Below are 16,067 nucleotides of genomic sequence, written 5' to 3' on the forward strand. Positions count from 1 at the left end.
TCAATCGGAAGAGAACGTTGCCGCAGGGCTTGGCCCGGATCCGTCTGATGTCTGGACGGAGCCGGAGAGAACTTGCCACTGGGGAGACGCAGGGGAAGGTTTCAACGTTACAACAGCACATGGCTTTTGTATAGCGCTGCAGGGCGGATTGACGGCCATTCCATCCCGCAGCTTGCCATGATCTTTCTGCTTTCAGCCGGCACCGGCCTTCTGCAGCCAGGCCTTGGCCTTCGCGGCGGTTTCCGGATCCTGCGCGGCCTTTTTCATGGCCGCGATTGCAGCGGGCTTGTTCTTCATGCCGCGCTCGCTTTCGGCCAGGATCATGTAGGCCTTGCCCTTCTCCTTGACACCCTTGTCGAGGGCGGTCTGCACCAGCGTCCTGGCCTGCTTGTACTTGCTCTCGCTGAGCATCAGGCGGCTGGCACGGAGCGCGGGTTCGCCGTCGCTGGCGAGCGGCTGGGCTTTCGCGTAGTAGCCGACGGCCTTGTCGATCTTGTTGCCGATCTCGGCGGCCTGGCCGAGCAGCACATAGGTTTCCGCTGTCGGCTTGACCACACCCTTGCTCATGCCTTCTTCCAGGACCTGCGCAGCCTTGGCCGCATTCGGGCCAGGGTCCGCGCTTTCCTGGCCGGTGATCAGGTACAGCTTGGCCAGGTTCACGTAATGCGATTCCTTGGTCAGCGTACCGGCCGCACGAGCCTTCTCCATCAGCTGGATCGCTTCGGGATACTTGTGCGCCTGCATCAACACGGCCACGGCGTTGTTCAGCGCGTTGGGGTCAGTCGGGTTTGAATTGAGCTGATCGGTCGCCAGCGCGGCCGCCTTGTCGTCTTGGCCGGATTCGGCGTAGCTGGCCATCAGGAGTTGGTCCCAGCTCGGCTCGGCCTTGGTGCTCAGCGACTTGGCCTTGGTGATCGCGGCGATCGCCTCGGGATACTTGGCAAGGCGGTAATACGCGTTGCCCTCGAGCGCGTAGGAATCGGCGGTTTCCTTCTTGCCTTCCGCGCGCCACTTCGTGATCGTGTCGAGCGCGGCCTGGTACTGCTCGTCGGCCATCTGGAACTGGGCGAGCATGTACTGGAGCTGGAAATAGGTGTCGTTCGGCAGCAGGCCGACGGACAACGAGCGCTGCAGCAGGCTGATCGCCCCCTTCACGTCCTGGTTGTTGTAGGCGAGGTTGGCCAGCCCCTGGAGAGCGAGGCCCTGCGCATACTTGCTCTTGCTGTGGTCGACGATCGGCTGCAGGAGTTCCTGCGCCTTGGCCTTGTCGCCTGCGTTGACCGCGTCCAGACCCTCGCTGAGGTTTTTCTGGTCCTTCTCGCTGGTCAGGTCGAGCTTCGGCTCCTTGCGACTGGTGTCGGGATAAAGCACTTCCTTCTTTGGCGTGTCCTCGTGCTTGCGCGCCAGAACCGGGCTGCTGGCAAGGCCGAGCAACAGTGCCGCACTCGCCAGCATGGTCAATCCACGGACATGCTTCATGGTGATCCTCGTATTGTCTGCGCGTATCGGTCGAGTGACGCGGGGGAACTGTGGAGATTAACCCGAGCCGGCGTGCGATAACAAGTTGCAACGCCGCATGGAAGTTTGTTAAAAATCAGTCACTTGGCGATGACTCGTGCATACTCTGGCGAATGGTCAGATGTCGAGGTTGGCGACCTTCAGCGCGTTGGCCTCGATGAAGTCGCGGCGCGGCTCCACGGCTTCGCCCATCAGCATCGAGAACATCTGGTCGGCGGCGATCGCGTCCTCGATGCCCACCTGCAGCATGCGCCGGGTTTCCGGATTCACGGTGGTATCCCACAGCTGCTCGGGATTCATTTCGCCCAGACCCTTGAAGCGCTGGATGCTGCGGCCCTTCTTGGCCTCGTCCAGCAGCCAGTTGCGCGCTTCCAGGAAGCTCAGCACGCCACGCGAGGCGTTGCCACGACGTACGACGGCTTCGGGCTGGATCATGCCGGCGATCTGCTGGCTCATCGCCAGGATCGGCCGGAATTCGTTGCTGCTGAAGAACGGCTGCGGCAACAGCCAGGTATGGGTCAGCCCGTGCTGTTCCCTGACCACCTCGATCGCGGCCACCTGCTCGCCCTGCGCCGGGCGCAACGCCATGCGGTAGTGCGGTTTGCCCAGGCCACTGGCGGCCAGCCGCCCGGCGGCGCCATCAAGCCATGCCTGCATGGCGGCTTCATCGGCCCAGAGCTCGGCATGGATCGGTGGGTGTTCAAGCAGCGCGTTGAACACCGCCGCATCAAAGCGATGCGCCAGCTTGGCGATCTGATCCAGCGCGTGCTGATAGCCTCGCAACAGCTTTTCCAGGGCCTCGCCGGTGATCGGCGGCGCATCCGGGCTGTAGGTCAGCGAAGCGTTGTCGACAGCGCTGGAGATCAGGTAGTCATTCAGGGCCGCGTCGTCCTTGATGTACAGCTCCTGTTTGCCCTGCTTCACCTTGTACAGCGGCGGCAGGCCGATGTAGACGTGCCCGCGCTCGATCAGCTCCGGCATCTGGCGGTAGAAGAAGGTCAGCAGCAAGGTGCGGATGTGCGAGCCGTCGACGTCGGCGTCGGTCATCAGGATGATGCGGTGGTAGCGCAGCTTGTCCGGGTTGTAGTCGTCCTTGCCGATACCCGTGCCCAGCGCGGTGATCAGGGTGCCGACTTCGGCGGAGGACAGCATCTTGTCGAAGCGCGCCTTCTCGACGTTGAGGATCTTGCCCTTCAGTGGCAGCACGGCCTGGGTCTTGCGGTTGCGGCCCTGTTTGGCGGAGCCGCCGGCGGAGTCACCCTCGACCAGGAACAGTTCGCACAGCGCCGGATCTTTTTCCTGGCAGTCGGCCAGCTTGCCGGGCAGGCCGGCGATGTCCAGCGCGCCCTTGCGGCGAGTCATCTCACGCGCCTTGCGCGCAGCCTCGCGGGCACGCGCGGCATCGACCGCCTTGGAGGCGATCGCCTTTGCCTCGTTCGGGTGTTCCAGCAGGAACTCGCTCAGCTTCTCGTTGACCGCCTGCTCCACGGCGGTCTTCACCTCGGAGGAAACCAGCTTGTCCTTGGTCTGCGAGGAAAACTTCGGATCCGGCACCTTCACCGACAGCACCGCGATCATGCCCTCACGCATGTCGTCGCCGGACAGCGCCACCTTGGCGTTCCTGGCCAGGCCTTCCTTCTCGATGTAGTTCTGCAGCGAGCGGGTCAGCGCGGCGCGGAAACCGGTGAGATGGGTACCGCCATCACGTTGCGGAATGTTGTTGGTGAAGCAGAACATCGTCTCCTGGTAGGAGTCGGTCCACTGCATCGCGAGGTCGACGACGATGCCGTCCTGCTCGGAGAGGAGGCTGATCACGTTCGGGTGCAGCGCGGTCTTCAGCTGCGCCAGGTGCTGCACGAACGAGCGGATACCGCCCTCGTACGCGAACGTGTCCGCTCGCCCTTCCCCGCGTTCGTCCTTCAGATCGATGGTCACGCCCGAGTTGAGGAAGGCCAGTTCGCGCAGGCGCTTGGCCAGAATCTCGTAATGGAAATCGATGTTGTTGGTGAAGGTGGCCGGACTGGGAAGAAAACGCACCACGGTACCGCGCCGGGTCGAAGGGGCGACTTCCTTCAACGGGTACAGCGGTTCGCCGAGCGCGTATTCCTGCAGGTATTCGAAACCGTCGCGATAGATCGTCAGCCACAGGTGATCGCTCAGCGCGTTCACCACCGAGACGCCCACACCATGCAGACCGCCCGAGACCTTGTACGAGTTCGCGTCGAACTTGCCGCCGGCGTGCAGCACGGTCATCACGACTTCGGCGGTGGAGCGACCTTCCTCCGGGTGGATGTCGACCGGAATGCCGCGGCCGTTGTCGCTGACGCTGACCGAGCCGTCTTCAAGAATGGAGACCACCACCTTGTCGCAGTAACCCGCGAGCGCTTCGTCGATCGCATTGTCGACCACCTCGAACACCATGTGATGCAGGCCAGTGCCGTCATCGGTGTCGCCGATGTACATGCCCGGGCGCTTGCGCACCGCTTCCAGGCCCTTGAGGACCTTGATGTTGCTTGAGTCGTAGTGCGATTCGTTCGTGGATTCGTTCATGCGGTGACCGTGTCCTGGCGCCAGCTACCCGCCCGACGCGGCGCCGTAAAGGCCGGACAGGGTTATGCGATCCGTGGGGATGCAACCTTTCGATTATAGCAGGCGGGACAGCTCGCCTTGTTCCACGTGGAACACCCGGGCGGGCAGTCCCTGCATCGCTGCCGGCAGCTCGGTCCCCGTCAGCAGAATCTGGGCGCTGGCCCCCATCAATTGTCCGATGACTGCGCGTTGATGGGCTTGGTCGAGTTCCGAAGCCAGGTCATCCAGACAAACAATGGGCCAGTCGCCGTGATGCTCCGCGTAGAGTTCCGCTTGAGCGAGCATGCAGGCCAATGCGACCAGCTTGCCCTGGCCGCGCGACAGGTGCTCGCGCAGCGGCGCATGCGCGAACGCCAGCGTCCAGTCTGCGCGGTGGACTCCCATCGTGGTGTGCCCACGAGCGACGTCCCTCTCCCGCTGGACGCGCAACTGCGAGGCCAGGTCCTGATCTTCCGCCCACCCCCTGCGATAACGCAGCTCCAGCGCGCCCAACTCACCCAGCAGTCCTTCCATGCTTCGCGCCAGCCTGGGTCGCAACAGATCGAGATACGCCTGCCGTTGCAGGTCGATCTGTTGCCCTGTCTGGGCCAGCTCGGCTTCCCAAGGCAGGAAGAGTGCGTCAGCGGCCAGCGGGTAGCTGCGAAGCAGGCTGTTCCGTTGTTTCAGAGCCCGCTGATAACGGCGCCAGGTCGACAGGAACTGATGTTCCACGTGGAACACGCCCCAGTCGAGATAGCGGCGGCGTTCCTCGGCCCCCCCGGAGATGAGTGCGTGCGAACCTGGATCAAAACAGACCACGGCACACTCCCGAACGAGTTCACCCAACGGAGCGTTGAGTCCGTCGATCCGCCCTTCCCAGCGGGATCCCGTCCGCCCCAAGCCGAGCCGTGCGAGTCGGCCATCCGCATGGCGCAGTTCGGCGAAGATGGACAGTCCCGATGCCCCTCGCTGCAACAAGGCATCCTTCGCGCCGCTACGAAAGGAGCGACCGTGGGAAAGCAGAAACACCCCTTCCAGCACGCTGGTCTTGCCCGCGCCGTTGTCGCCGGTAAAGACATTGATGCCGGGGTCCAGCGCCACGGCTGCCTCGCCGAAGCAGCGAAGGCCGGCAATGCGCAGCTGTTCGATGTTCATGCGCAGCCACGCCGCAAACAGCAACGCCGGAGTTCCTCTCGGATACTCCGGCGCTTCGACTTCCTGCCCCAGCTCCTGAAAACCATGCCGTGGCCGTCAGAGCCGCAGCGGCATGATCACGTGACGGGCGTGCTCGTTGTCGTGTTCCTGCACCAGACAGCTGGACTGCGCATCTCGCAGGCTCAAGCGGGCCTGGTCGCCACGCAACGCCGCCAGCGCATCCAGCAGGTATCCCACGTTGAAACCCACGGCCAGATCCGACACGTGCGTATCAGCCTCCACTTCCTCGACCGCCTCTTCCTGCTCGGGGTTGTGCGCAACGATGCGCAGCTTGCCCGGCGACAGTTCCAGGCGAACGCCGCGGTACTTCTCGTTCGAGAGAATGGCGGCACGCTGCAGGGCGCCGCGCAGCACTTCACGATCCAGCGTGGCGGTCTTGTCGGCGCCCAGCGGAATCACTGCCTCGTAGTCCGGGAAACGTCCGTCGATCAGCTTGGAGGTGAAGACCACCTCGCCGCGACGCACGCGCAGGTGATTGCGACCGAACTCCAGCTCGACCTCGCCATCGCCGGTCTCGAGCAGGCCGACCAGTTCGTTGACGCCCTTGCGCGGAATGATGATCTGCCGGCGGGTGCTTACCGAACTCTGCAGCTCGGTTTCCTTCATGGCCAGTCGATGACCGTCGGTGGCCACGCAGCGCAACGTGTGTTCCTGCAAGTCCAGCAGCATGCCATTGAGGTAATAGCGCACGTCCTGGTTTGCCATCGCGAATGCCGTGCGTTCCATCAGGTCCCGCAGGACCTCCTCCGGAAGGCTGACCTTCTCGACCAGTTCGATCTGGTCGACGGTGGGGAATTCGCTGGCCGGCAAGGTGGTCAGCGTGAAGCGGCTGCGTCCGGCATTCAGCGCCACGCGGTCGCCGTTCAACTTCAGGTCGATGCGGGCGCCGTCCGGCAGGGCGCGCACGATGTCGAACAGCTTGCGCGCGGGAATCGTGATCTCGCCGTCGGCCAGCTTCTCCGCGTCTGCCGTGGCCACCATCTCGACTTCGAGATCGGTGCCGGTGAGGGACAGCTTGCCGTCGCCGACCTTGACCAGAAGGTTGGCCAGAACCGGCAGGGTCTGCCGCCGTTCGACCACGCCGACAACCTGTTGCAGCGGCTTGAGCAGGGCTTCTCGTTGGATGCTGAATTGCATGGCTGTGCTTCCCCTATACCTGCTGTTCTATCTTTAAAAGAAGTTAGTAGTGGTTGTTGGTGCGGTGTATAACTTTTATATCTCAAAAACCACAGATAAATCAAAAAGTTGTCGCGTTTCCACACTGTGTCCCGAGAGGCGGGTTGCCGGTGCGTGATTTGTGGATAAGTCTAGCGGCCAATCCATCCACCCATTATCCACAACCTGCGCGCCCGCTTATCCATAGCTTTCGCTGATTTCCGCCTCAACCGGTCAGTGTTCGAATCAGTTGTTCCCAGTCCTGCCGTATCCGCGGGTCCGTCTCGATGAACTTGCGGATCGTCTTGCACGCGTGCATGACCGTGGTGTGGTCGCGCCCACCGAAGGCCTCGCCGATCTCCGGCAGGCTGTGTTCGGTCAGTTCCTTGGACAGCGTCATCGCGATCTGGCGCGGACGTGCCAGGGAACGGACGCGGCGCTTGGACAGCAGGTCCTGCAGCCGGACGTTGAAATACTCGGCGGTGATCTTCTGGATGTTCGGGATGGTGACCGCCTGCGCATGGGTGGCCAGCAGGTCGCGCAGGGTCTCCTCGGCGAAGTCGGTGGTGATCGGCTTGCCGTAGAAATTCGCCCGTGCCGCCAGCGTGTTCAACGCGCCTTCGAGGTCGCGCACGTTGGAACGGATGCGTTTGGCCAGCAGCATCGCCACGTTCTCGTCGACCGCCACGCCCTTCTCGTGCGCCTTGGCCAGCAGGATCGCCGCCCGCGTTTCGAAATCCGGCGGTTCGATCGCCACGCTCAAACCCCAGCCCAGCCGCGACTTCAGCCGGGGCTCCAGCTTGTCCACTTCCTTCGGATAGCGGTCGCAGGTGAGGATGATCTGCTGCTTGGATTCGAACAAGGCGTTGAATGTATGGAAGAATTCTTCCTGCGTGGTGTCCTTGCCGGCGAAGAACTGGATGTCGTCGATCAGCAGCGCGTCGACCGAGCGGAAGCGCTGCTTGAACTGGTCCATGCTCTTGGCACGCAAGGCCTCGATCATCGAACCGACGAACTGCTCGGAACGCAGGTACAGCACCTTGCAGTCGGGATTGTGCTCGCGCATCAGGTTGCCTGCGGCGTGCATCAGGTGGGTCTTGCCCAAGCCGGTGCCGCCGTACAGCAGCAGCGGGTTGTAGGCTCGACCCGGGTTGGTCGCCACCTGCATCGCCGCGGCCTTGCCGAGCTGGTTCGACTTGCCCTCGACGAAGGTTTCGAAGGTGTAGTGGGGGTCCAGATTGTGGAGATGCGGGGTTGCCGGCGCCGCCGCAGGGCGCGGCGCAGGGGCGGCTGCCGGTTTGCTGACCGGGGCTGGGCGGATCGAGCTGGAACCCACTTCCAGCCGCACGGCGCAGGGTTTGCCCGCAAGTTGCGCCAGCACAGTTTCGATCTGCTCCAGATAGCGTCCGCGAACCGTTTCCAGGGTGTACGAATTGGGTGCGAACAGCTGCAGGCCATGGCCATCTTCGCGCGCCTGCAACGGCATCAGCCAGGTGTGCAGGTCTTCGGCGCTCAGATCGCCCTCCAGGCGCTCAAGGCAGCGCCGCCACAGATCACTCATGAATGAAATCAACCACTGCTTTGAAGCGCTGCTGCGCGGGGTGATGGGCTAGTCTAACAGCTGCCTCCACAGGCAGACCGCACGGATATCCACATGGATGTCCACAGCTTGCGCCTGGCAGGCATTTGACAGCCGTGACAAATCCCCGCCATACTTTCCAACCTTTTTATCCATATTCCCTTCGGAGTAAGCCATGAAGCGGACCTTCCAGCCCAGCAAGCTCAAGCGCGCTCGCACCCACGGTTTCCGTGCCCGTATGGCCACCGCCGACGGTCGCAAGATCCTCAATGCCCGTCGCGCCAAGGGCCGCAAGCGCCTGATCCCGTAATCAGGCCTGGCGTGATGTCCAGCGCCGGGCTGCCGCGCGACGCGCGGTTACGTCGGCCGGGTGACTTCGCCGCCTTGCGGACAAGCAGCGGACGCGCAGGCGGCCGCTGTTTTCATATGCGTTTTCGCGAAAACGAGCTCGGCCATGCCCGCCTGGGCCTGGCGATCTCCAAGCGCGTTTCCAAGCGGGCGGTCGAACGCAACCGGATCAAGCGGCTGTTGCGCGAATCGTTCCGTCGCGTGCGCCACCAGCTTCCTCCGGTGGACATGATGGTGATGGCGCGCGAACAGGCCGCCGGTGTGCCGGGGCCGCAGTTGCTCACCGAACTGGATGGACTGTGGAAAAAGCTGCTGGCCAGCCAGACCACATCGTCCGGACCATTGAAGCGCGCCGGCGACACCACCACAATCGAGCGTTGACCTCCTTCTTACCTGTCTCCGCGGCGTTGACAAGTGTCGTGGCGTTACCCGGATCTGCTACGAGATGAATCAAACGCGCACCTTCCTCTTGTTCGCCCTGGTCGCCGTGGCCTACTTCCTGTTCATGGCCTGGCAGAAGGACTACGCACCCAAGCCGCCGCAGAACACCGTGACGGCCACCGCGGCGCCGAGCAGCGATGCCAGCGTGCCGGGCGCGATCCCCGGCTCGACTGCAACCGCTGTGGCCAGCCCCGCCGTCGGCAACGTGGCCAATGCCCCGGCTCCCGCCGCTGCACAGCTGATCACGGTGCAGACCGACGTGTTGAAGCTCAGCGTGGACAGCCGCGGAGGCAGCCTGGTGCACGCCGACTTGCTGGCCTACCCGAACGCGCCACGCACGCACAAGAATCCCAACCCGCCGCCGACGGTGCTGCTGTCCAGCGACGATGCGCACTACTCGGTCGCCCAGAATGGCCTGGTCAGCAGCAGCGATGCCGCACCGGCGGACCAGCCGAACCACCTGGCGCTGTTCCACAGCGACAAGACCTCGTACGTCCTGGCCGATGGCCAGGACGAGCTGAAGGTCGACCTCGTCTGGCAGGACGCCGCGGGGCTCAAGGTCACCAAGACCTATACGTTCAAGCGCGGCAGCTACGTGATCGGCGTCAGCCAGCGCATCGACAACGGCGCCGCCACGCCGTGGCAGGGCAACGCCTACCAGCAGCTGCTGCGCGTCGAGCCGCCGAAGGCCAGCAACTGGCTGGCGAACTATTCCAATCCGGAACAGCGCAGCTTCCAGGGCGCGGCCTGGTTCACCGGCGAGAAGTTCGAAAAGCTGCCGTTCAAGGACTTCGCCGAACCGAAGGACCAGCTCAACGCGCAGATCAAGGGCGGCTGGGCGGCGATGCTGCGTCTGTACTTCGTCACCGCCTGGATTCCGCCGGCCGGCCAGACCGAGCACTACCTCACCGACACGATCAATCCGGACAGTGCCCATCCGCGCTTCCTGATCCGCACCGTGGGTCCCGCCATCAGCGTGGCGCCGGGCCAGACTGCCACCAGCGAATCGCGCCTGTACGTGGGCCCGAATCGCCAGGGCACGATGGACGCGATCGCGCCGGGTCTTGATCTCACCATCGACTACGGCATGTTCAAGATCATCGCCGTGCCGATGCACTGGGTGCTGTCGCAATTCCACGCCATCACCAAGAACTGGGGCGTGGCGATCATCCTGCTGGTGCTGCTGATCAAGGGCCTGAGCTGGAAGCTCACCGCCATCCAGTACCGCTCCAGCGCCCGCATGCGCAAGCTGCAGCCGCGTGTCCAGGCGCTCAAGGAGCGCTATGGCGACGACAAGCAGAAAATGCAGACTGCGATGATGGAGCTGTACAAGAAGGAGAAGGTCAACCCGATGGGCGGCTGTCTGCCGGTGCTGATCACCATGCCGGTGTTCTACGGCCTGTACTTCGTGCTCGAGTACAGCCTGGAACTGCATCATTCGCCGTTCCTGTGGATCCCCGACCTCAGCGCGCCCGATCCGTGGTACATCCTGCCGATCATCTACGCGGTCGTGATGCTGGGCACGCAAGTGCTGAACCCGGTCGCCGCGGGCATGGACCCGACCCAGGCGAAGATGATGAAGGTGATGCCGCTGCTGTTCACCGTGATGTTCGCCTTCTTCCCCGCCGGCCTGTGCCTGTACTACGCCGTCAACGGCATCGTCGGCCTCGGCCAGCAGTGGTGGATCACCCATCACATCGATCGCGAGGAAGTGGTCAAGCCCAAGGCGGCCTGATATCGCGCCGAACGGCAACCGACAGCCGCGACCGGGCAACCATCGCGGCTGTGTCGTTTCTGGTCGAAAGGGCATCACACCTCGCGCCTCCGACCCAATCCGGAAACGCCCTGTAAAGTTGAATCCATGACCGCCGAAACCGACACTATCGCCGCCATCGCCAGCGCCCCCGGCGCGGCCGGCGTCGGCGTGGTCCGGGTCTCCGGTCCCGCCGTCTCGGGCATCGCGCAAGCCCTGCTCGGCCGCCCGCCGCAACCGCGCCACGCCCACTTCGCCGCGTTCCGCGACGGTGCCGGCGAGCTGATCGACCGTGGCCTGCTGCTGCATTTCCCCGCCCCCGCCTCCTACACCGGCGAACACGTGCTGGAGCTGCAGGGCCACGGCAGCGCGGTGCTGCTCGACCTGCTGTTGCGCCGCGTCTGCGAACTCGGCGCACGGCTGGCCCGCCCCGGCGAATTCACCGAGCGCGCCTTCTTGAACGGCAAGCTCGACCTGGCCCAGGCCGAAGCCGTCGCCGACCTGATCGCCGCCCGCTCGCAGGCCGGCGCCCGCGCCGCGCTGCAGTCGATGGAAGGCGTGTTCTCGCGCAAGGTCGGGGCACTGCTGCAATCGCTGATCACCCTGCGCGTGCACATCGAGGCGGCGATCGACTTCCCCGAAGAGGAAATCGACTTCCTCGCCGATCCGGCGATCACCGCGCGACTGGAAAATCTGCGCGCCGAACACGCCGAACTCCTGCGCGAAGCGCAACGCGGCCTGCGTTTGAACGACGGCCTCAGGGTCGCCATCGTGGGCCGCCCCAACGCCGGCAAGTCCAGCCTGCTCAACGCGCTGGCTGGCAGCGACCGCGCCATCGTCACGCCGGTCGCCGGCACCACCCGCGACGTGCTGCGCGAATCCCTGAGCCTCGACGGCATCGCGCTCGAACTGGCCGACACCGCCGGCCTGCGCGACACCGACGACGAAGTCGAACGCGAAGGCGTGCGCCGTGCCCACGGCGAACTGCAGCGCGCCGACGTGGCCTTGCTGGTGACCACCCACAGCGGCTACGCCGAGGACCTCGCCTTTTTCGAAGGCGTACCCGTCGGCGTCGAACGCATCGTGCTGATCAACAAGATCGACCTGGACCATCTGCCCGCGCGACACGATCAGTGCGAAGGCATGCACTGGCTGTGGGCGTCAGCCAAGACCGGCGAAGGCCTCGACACCTTGCGCGAGCATCTCAAGTTGCTGGCCGGCGCCGGCAGCGGCGAAGGCGCCTTCAGCGCCAGGCGCCGCCACGTGCTCGCCCTGCAGCAAGTCGCCATCCACCTCGACCAGACCGCCCACGCGCTGAGCACCACCCGCGCCGGCGAACTCGCCGCGGAGGAACTGCGCCAGGCCCAGCACGCGCTGGGTGAAATCACCGGCGACTACAGCAGCGACGACCTGCTCGGCGCGATCTTTTCGAGCTTCTGTATCGGCAAGTAAGCCGGCCACGCCGCTCTTCAGAAACGCCCTGCCTCGGCTATGCTTCGCCGGACATGGATGACGACCGAAGGGAACCGGCAGACACATGACCACCGCGTTGACTCGAGACCAGGTGCTGGCCTTGGCGCCGGACAGCGCCTCGGCAAAAGCGGCCGGCGGTTTGCTCGGTGACGGCCAGTGGCCAAGCCTGGGGGTCGATGGCGAGGCGTTATGGGGCGAGTGCAAGGGCAGCGGTGCCAAGCCGTACCAGACCCAGGTCGATCTCTCCGCGCTGGTCACGCGCTGCTCCTGCCCCAGCCGCAAGTTTCCCTGCAAGCACGCGCTGGCCTTGCTGCTGATGCATGCGCAGGGCCAGCCGCGGCTGGCCACGCCGAGCGAGCCGCCGGCCTGGGTCGGCGAATGGCTGGCCTCGCGTCGCGACAAGGCGGCGAAGAAGGAACAGGCGGCCGAGCAACCGACCGCCGATCCGCAGAAGGCCGCCGCCACCGCGGCAAAACGCGAGGCCGCGCGCTGGAAACGCATCGAGGACGGCAGCGCCGAATTGCAGCGCTGGATGGCCGACCAGTTTCGCCACGGCCTGGCCCGCTTCGGCGAGGCGCAGCGCAAGGACGGCGCCGCGATGGCGGCGCGGATGGTCGATGCCCAGGCCAGCGGCCTGGCCCAGCGGCTGGGTGAGGCGCTGGATGCCCTCGCCGGCGGCCGCCACGAGGAAGCGATCGAGCGCTTCGGCCTGCTGCAGTTGCTGATCGACGGCGTCGCCCGCCGCGACACGCTGAGCCCGCCCCGACTGGCCGACCTGCGCAGCGCGCTGGGCTGGCCGCACGACAGGGACGAGGTGCTGGCCGGCGGCGAAGCGATCACCGATCACTGGCTGGTGCTGGGCCAGCGGGTACAAAGCGACGACGAGCGGCTCAGCGAGCGACGCATCTGGCTGCGCGGTCGCGACAGCGGTCGTGATGCCTTGTTGCTGGATTACGCCTATCAGGGCCGTGGCTGGGAAGGCGCGTGGAACAACGGCTGCGCCTATCCGGCCACCTTGCGCTTCTATCCGGGCAGCGTGCCGTTGCGGGCGATCGCGGGGGAGCAGGGCAGCGGCGTGGCGCAAGCCTGGCCGACGGTCGACGCGGACGTAGCGATCGATCAGGCCTCGCATGCGCTGGCCGGCAATCCGTGGCTGCCTGCCGTGCCGCTGCTGCTGGCCGAGGCCACGCCGCTGCGGCAGGACGAGCAGTGGCTGCTGCATACCCGAGCCGGCACGTTTCCCCTGCGCACCGACCTGGCCAACGGCTGGTCGCTGCTCGCGTTCAGCGGCGGACATCCGCTGCAGTTGATGGGCGAGTGGGATGGCCGGCGTCTGCACGTGCTCGCTGCGCGCGCGTCGACGGGTGCGACGTGGGCGCTGGAGACGCGCGCATGAACGGCTGGTTGAAGGCCGCCCTGGTCGGCATCGAAGCCAGTGCGCCGATGCCTGCCGACGGCGAGATCGGCGCGTTGATGACGACGGTGGCCGCGCACGGCGATGATCCGACGCAAGGTTACTGCCGCGTCGCCGGCATCCTGGCGGCCTGCCGCCTCGCGGCGCTGAGCCTGCCGCCGCCGGTGGTCCTGCCGACTGCCGCCGCCGCCGATGCACAGGCGCTGGCGGACGATCACCCCGCCTGCGCCGCGCTGGCCTCGGCCTTCGCCGATGGCCCGTTGCGCCTGCAGTACGAGGCCTGCCTCCGGCTGGCGGAGGTCGATGCGCACTTGCCCGCGGCGCTGCTGCCGTCAGCGTTGCAGGCTGGCCAGCGGCAGCAAGTTCTGCGTGCGGCGCTGTTGCCACGGCTCGGCGCGCGCGGTCAGTGGCTGGCCGCGTTCAATCCGGATTGGCGCTATGCCGCGTCGTCGATCGATATCGCACCGGCCGCGAACGACGAGGAACAACGGTGGCAGCAAGGCAGCATCGAGCAGCGATCGCAGTACTTCCGCGCCCTGCGCAGCCGTGATCCGGCGGCGGCGAACGCCTTGCTGCAGGCGCAACTGGGCGAGCTGGCGGCGAAGGAGCGCGCGGCGCTGGTCGAGCTGCTGGCGATCGGCCTGCAGGCGGACGATGCCGCCCTGCTCGAAAGCCTGCTGAAGGATCGCAGCCGCGAGGTGCGCTACCTCGCCGCCCGCCTGCTGGCCCTGCTGCCCGATGCGGCCCACGCGCGACGCCTGTGCGCATGGACGGCTGAACTGGTGACATCCCGACGCGGCATGCTTGGTCGCAGCTGGCAGTGCGAAGCGCCTGCGACGGCCGACCCGGACTGGGCCGGCGCCGCGATCGAGTCCAGCCGGCCGCAGCACGAGACGCTGGGCGAACGTGGCTGGTGGCTGTACCAGCTGGTGCGGCAGGTGCCGCTGGCGTGGTGGTGCGAACACACCGGGATGCGCGCGGCGGAACTGCTGGCCTGGGCCGGCAAGTCGGACTGGGCCGAGGCGCTGCAGCGTGGCTGGCGCGAGCGCGTCGGCGCGGCGGACCCCGAATGGATCGAGGCGATGCTGGCCTCGAACGCGCCGATCTTCCGCCACGGCATGTCCGACCTGCTGGCGCTGCTGCCGATGGCGCAACGCGAGCGGCACTGGCCGCGGAATCTCGCCGAATTGCAGCAAGCCGGCCTGCTCGGCCCGATCATCGGCGCGTGCGCCCCTGGCGAAACACTGTCCGCCGGTTATTCCGCCGCGCTGCTGCCCAGCCTGCACGCCTTGCTGGAAGGCGATGCATTGCGCCAGGACTACGGCTTGCGCGCCGTGCTGCTCGAGCTGGCCACCCTGCTGCATCCCGACAGCCTGCCGGCGCTGCGCCTGCCGCCGCGTCGCGGCGACGAGACCCCGGCGCTGGCCGAATGCCTGACCGACTTCCAGCGCATCGTCGCGGTGCGCCGCGCGCTGCACGATTCCCTTGCCCGATCCACGCGTTCCACGGAGCTTCGATGAGCACTGCCGTCCTGCGTCAACATGCCGAGGTCCAATTCGCTGAAGAACTCGATCAGCTGAGGAAGGTCGACACGCGACAGCGTCCCGGCAACTGGCTGATGTCGCCGTGGGCGGTGGTCACCTACCTGGTCGGCGGCCGCCTCGACAACGGCTTCGAGGTCAGCGCGAAGTACATCGGCAGCCGGCGCCTGATGGAGATCGCCGTGGCCACCCTGGCCACCGATCGCGCGCTGTTGTTGTTCGGCGTGCCCGGCACGGCCAAGTCGTGGGTGTCCGAGCACCTTGCCGCTGCGATCAGCGGCGACTCCACCCTGCTGGTGCAGGGCACTGCCGGCACCAGCGAGGAGCAGATCCGCTACGGCTGGAACTACGCGCAACTGCTGGCGAACGGCCCCAGCGAAGCGGCGCTGGTGCCCAGCCCGCTGATGCAGGCGATGAAGCTGGGCAAGATCGCGCGCATCGAGGAACTCACCCGCATCCCGGCCGACGTGCAGGACGCGCTGATCACCGTGCTGTCCGAGAAGACCTTGCCGATTCCCGAGCTGGCCTCGGAAGTGCAGGCCACCCGCGGCTTCAGCGTGATCGCCACCGCGAACAACCGCGACAAGGGCGTCAACGAACTGTCCAGCGCGCTGAAGCGCCGTTTCAACACGGTGATCCTGCCGGTGCCGGCCAGCGAGGAAGAAGAGGTGTCGATCGTGGTCAAGCGCGTGGCCGAACTCGGCCAGGCGCTGCAGCTGCCGGCCGAGCCACCGGCGCTGAAGGAGGTGACGCGGATCGTGCGGATCTTCCGCGAACTGCGCAACGGCCAGACCGAGGACGGCAAGGCCAAGCTGAAATCGCCCAGCGCCACGCTGTCCACCGCCGAGGCGATCTCGGTGATCAACAACGGCATGGCGCTGGCCGGTCACTTCGGCGACGGCGTATTGCGCCCGGCCGACATGGCCGCCGGCATGATCGGCGCGGTGGTGAAGGACCCGGTGCAGGACCAGGTGGTGTGGACCGAATACCTGGAAACCGTGGTGAAGGAACGCAGCGAATGGAAGGACCTGTACCGCGCCTTCCGCGAGCAGGCGTGAGCTC

The 16,067-nt window shown here is 65.8% G+C and carries 12 protein-coding genes; 7 read left to right on the forward strand and 5 right to left on the reverse strand.

The genetic code is table 11. From position 1 onward, the window contains the following. Nucleotides 1-192 precede the first annotated feature (192 nt). The 5 genes from ASD82_RS05220 to dnaA form a co-directional block, all read right to left on the reverse strand. Nucleotides 193-1,479, reverse strand: a complete 1,287-nt coding sequence (locus ASD82_RS05220; protein ID WP_235577681.1) for a tetratricopeptide repeat protein — start codon at nt 1,477-1,479, stop codon at nt 193-195. Between the two features lie 156 nt (nt 1,480-1,635). Continuing rightward, nucleotides 1,636-4,068 carry a DNA topoisomerase (ATP-hydrolyzing) subunit B gene (gyrB, locus tag ASD82_RS05225; RefSeq protein ID WP_056716477.1) on the reverse strand — a complete coding sequence of 811 codons (2,433 nt, stop codon included), beginning with the start codon at nt 4,066-4,068 and terminating at the stop codon, nt 1,636-1,638. 93 nt (nt 4,069-4,161) lie between these two features. Continuing rightward, nucleotides 4,162-5,241, reverse strand: coding sequence for a DNA replication/repair protein RecF (gene recF / locus ASD82_RS05230; RefSeq protein ID WP_056716479.1), 1,080 nt, complete (start codon nt 5,239-5,241; stop codon nt 4,162-4,164). Nucleotides 5,242-5,337: 96 nt separating this feature from the next. Continuing rightward, nucleotides 5,338-6,438, reverse strand: a complete 1,101-nt coding sequence (dnaN, locus tag ASD82_RS05235) for a DNA polymerase III subunit beta (protein ID WP_007809824.1) — start codon at nt 6,436-6,438, stop codon at nt 5,338-5,340. 244 nt (nt 6,439-6,682) lie between these two features. Beyond that, nucleotides 6,683-8,017 (reverse strand): chromosomal replication initiator protein DnaA, encoded by a 1,335-nt coding sequence (dnaA, locus tag ASD82_RS05240; RefSeq protein ID WP_056716482.1) that lies wholly within the window; start codon nt 8,015-8,017, stop codon nt 6,683-6,685. Nucleotides 8,018-8,210: 193 nt separating this feature from the next. On the opposite strand from dnaA, the gene rpmH reads away from it, so the two are divergent. From rpmH to ASD82_RS05275, 7 genes are all read left to right on the forward strand, one after another. Next, complete coding sequence (rpmH, locus tag ASD82_RS05245; RefSeq protein ID WP_008211413.1) at nt 8,211-8,345, forward strand: 50S ribosomal protein L34; 135 nt, start codon at nt 8,211-8,213, stop codon at nt 8,343-8,345. Nucleotides 8,346-8,359: 14 nt separating this feature from the next. Then, on the forward strand, nt 8,360-8,764 hold the full coding sequence (gene rnpA / locus ASD82_RS05250) for a ribonuclease P protein component (protein ID WP_082585249.1): 405 nt from the start codon (nt 8,360-8,362) through the stop codon (nt 8,762-8,764). A gap of 64 nt (nt 8,765-8,828) precedes the next feature. Further along, entirely contained in the window at nt 8,829-10,559 is a 1,731-nt protein-coding gene (gene yidC / locus ASD82_RS05255; protein ID WP_056716488.1) for a membrane protein insertase YidC, read from the forward strand. Nucleotides 10,560-10,685: 126 nt separating this feature from the next. Continuing rightward, on the forward strand, nt 10,686-12,029 hold the full coding sequence (gene mnmE, locus ASD82_RS05260; RefSeq protein ID WP_056716492.1) for a tRNA uridine-5-carboxymethylaminomethyl(34) synthesis GTPase MnmE: 1,344 nt from the start codon (nt 10,686-10,688) through the stop codon (nt 12,027-12,029). An 85-nt stretch (nt 12,030-12,114) separates the two neighbouring features. Further along, the gene (locus ASD82_RS05265; protein WP_056716495.1) at nt 12,115-13,446 is read left to right on the forward strand and encodes an SWIM zinc finger family protein; all 1,332 of its coding nucleotides are present in this window, start codon (nt 12,115-12,117) and stop codon (nt 13,444-13,446) included. Next, nucleotides 13,443-14,984: a DUF5691 domain-containing protein gene (locus ASD82_RS05270; RefSeq protein ID WP_157599191.1), complete on the forward strand. Its 1,542-nt coding sequence runs from the start codon at nt 13,443-13,445 to the stop codon at nt 14,982-14,984. Before ASD82_RS05265 ends, ASD82_RS05270 begins: the two co-directional genes overlap by 4 nt. After that, entirely contained in the window at nt 14,981-16,063 is a 1,083-nt protein-coding gene (locus tag ASD82_RS05275) for an AAA family ATPase (protein WP_007809840.1), read from the forward strand. Before ASD82_RS05270 ends, ASD82_RS05275 begins: the two co-directional genes overlap by 4 nt. The last annotated feature ends 4 nt before the right edge of the window (nt 16,064-16,067 follow it).

The sequence above is a fragment of the Rhodanobacter sp. Root179 genome (assembly GCF_001428465.1).
GTDB lineage: Bacteria > Pseudomonadota > Gammaproteobacteria > Xanthomonadales > Rhodanobacteraceae > Rhodanobacter.

Coding starts and splice junctions, on each gene's coding strand:
- ASD82_RS05220 (WP_235577681.1), bottom strand. CDS start 1,479: ATGAAGCATGTCCGTGGATTGACCATGCTGGCGAGTGCGGCACTGTTG.
- gyrB (WP_056716477.1), bottom strand. CDS start 4,068: ATGAACGAATCCACGAACGAATCGCACTACGACTCAAGCAACATCAAG.
- recF (WP_056716479.1), bottom strand. CDS start 5,241: ATGAACATCGAACAGCTGCGCATTGCCGGCCTTCGCTGCTTCGGCGAG.
- dnaN (WP_007809824.1), bottom strand. CDS start 6,438: ATGCAATTCAGCATCCAACGAGAAGCCCTGCTCAAGCCGCTGCAACAG.
- dnaA (WP_056716482.1), bottom strand. CDS start 8,017: ATGAGTGATCTGTGGCGGCGCTGCCTTGAGCGCCTGGAGGGCGATCTG.
- rpmH (WP_008211413.1), top strand. CDS start 8,211: ATGAAGCGGACCTTCCAGCCCAGCAAGCTCAAGCGCGCTCGCACCCAC.
- rnpA (WP_082585249.1), top strand. CDS start 8,360: ATGTCCAGCGCCGGGCTGCCGCGCGACGCGCGGTTACGTCGGCCGGGT.
- yidC (WP_056716488.1), top strand. CDS start 8,829: ATGAATCAAACGCGCACCTTCCTCTTGTTCGCCCTGGTCGCCGTGGCC.
- mnmE (WP_056716492.1), top strand. CDS start 10,686: ATGACCGCCGAAACCGACACTATCGCCGCCATCGCCAGCGCCCCCGGC.
- ASD82_RS05265 (WP_056716495.1), top strand. CDS start 12,115: ATGACCACCGCGTTGACTCGAGACCAGGTGCTGGCCTTGGCGCCGGAC.
- ASD82_RS05270 (WP_157599191.1), top strand. CDS start 13,443: ATGAACGGCTGGTTGAAGGCCGCCCTGGTCGGCATCGAAGCCAGTGCG.
- ASD82_RS05275 (WP_007809840.1), top strand. CDS start 14,981: ATGAGCACTGCCGTCCTGCGTCAACATGCCGAGGTCCAATTCGCTGAA.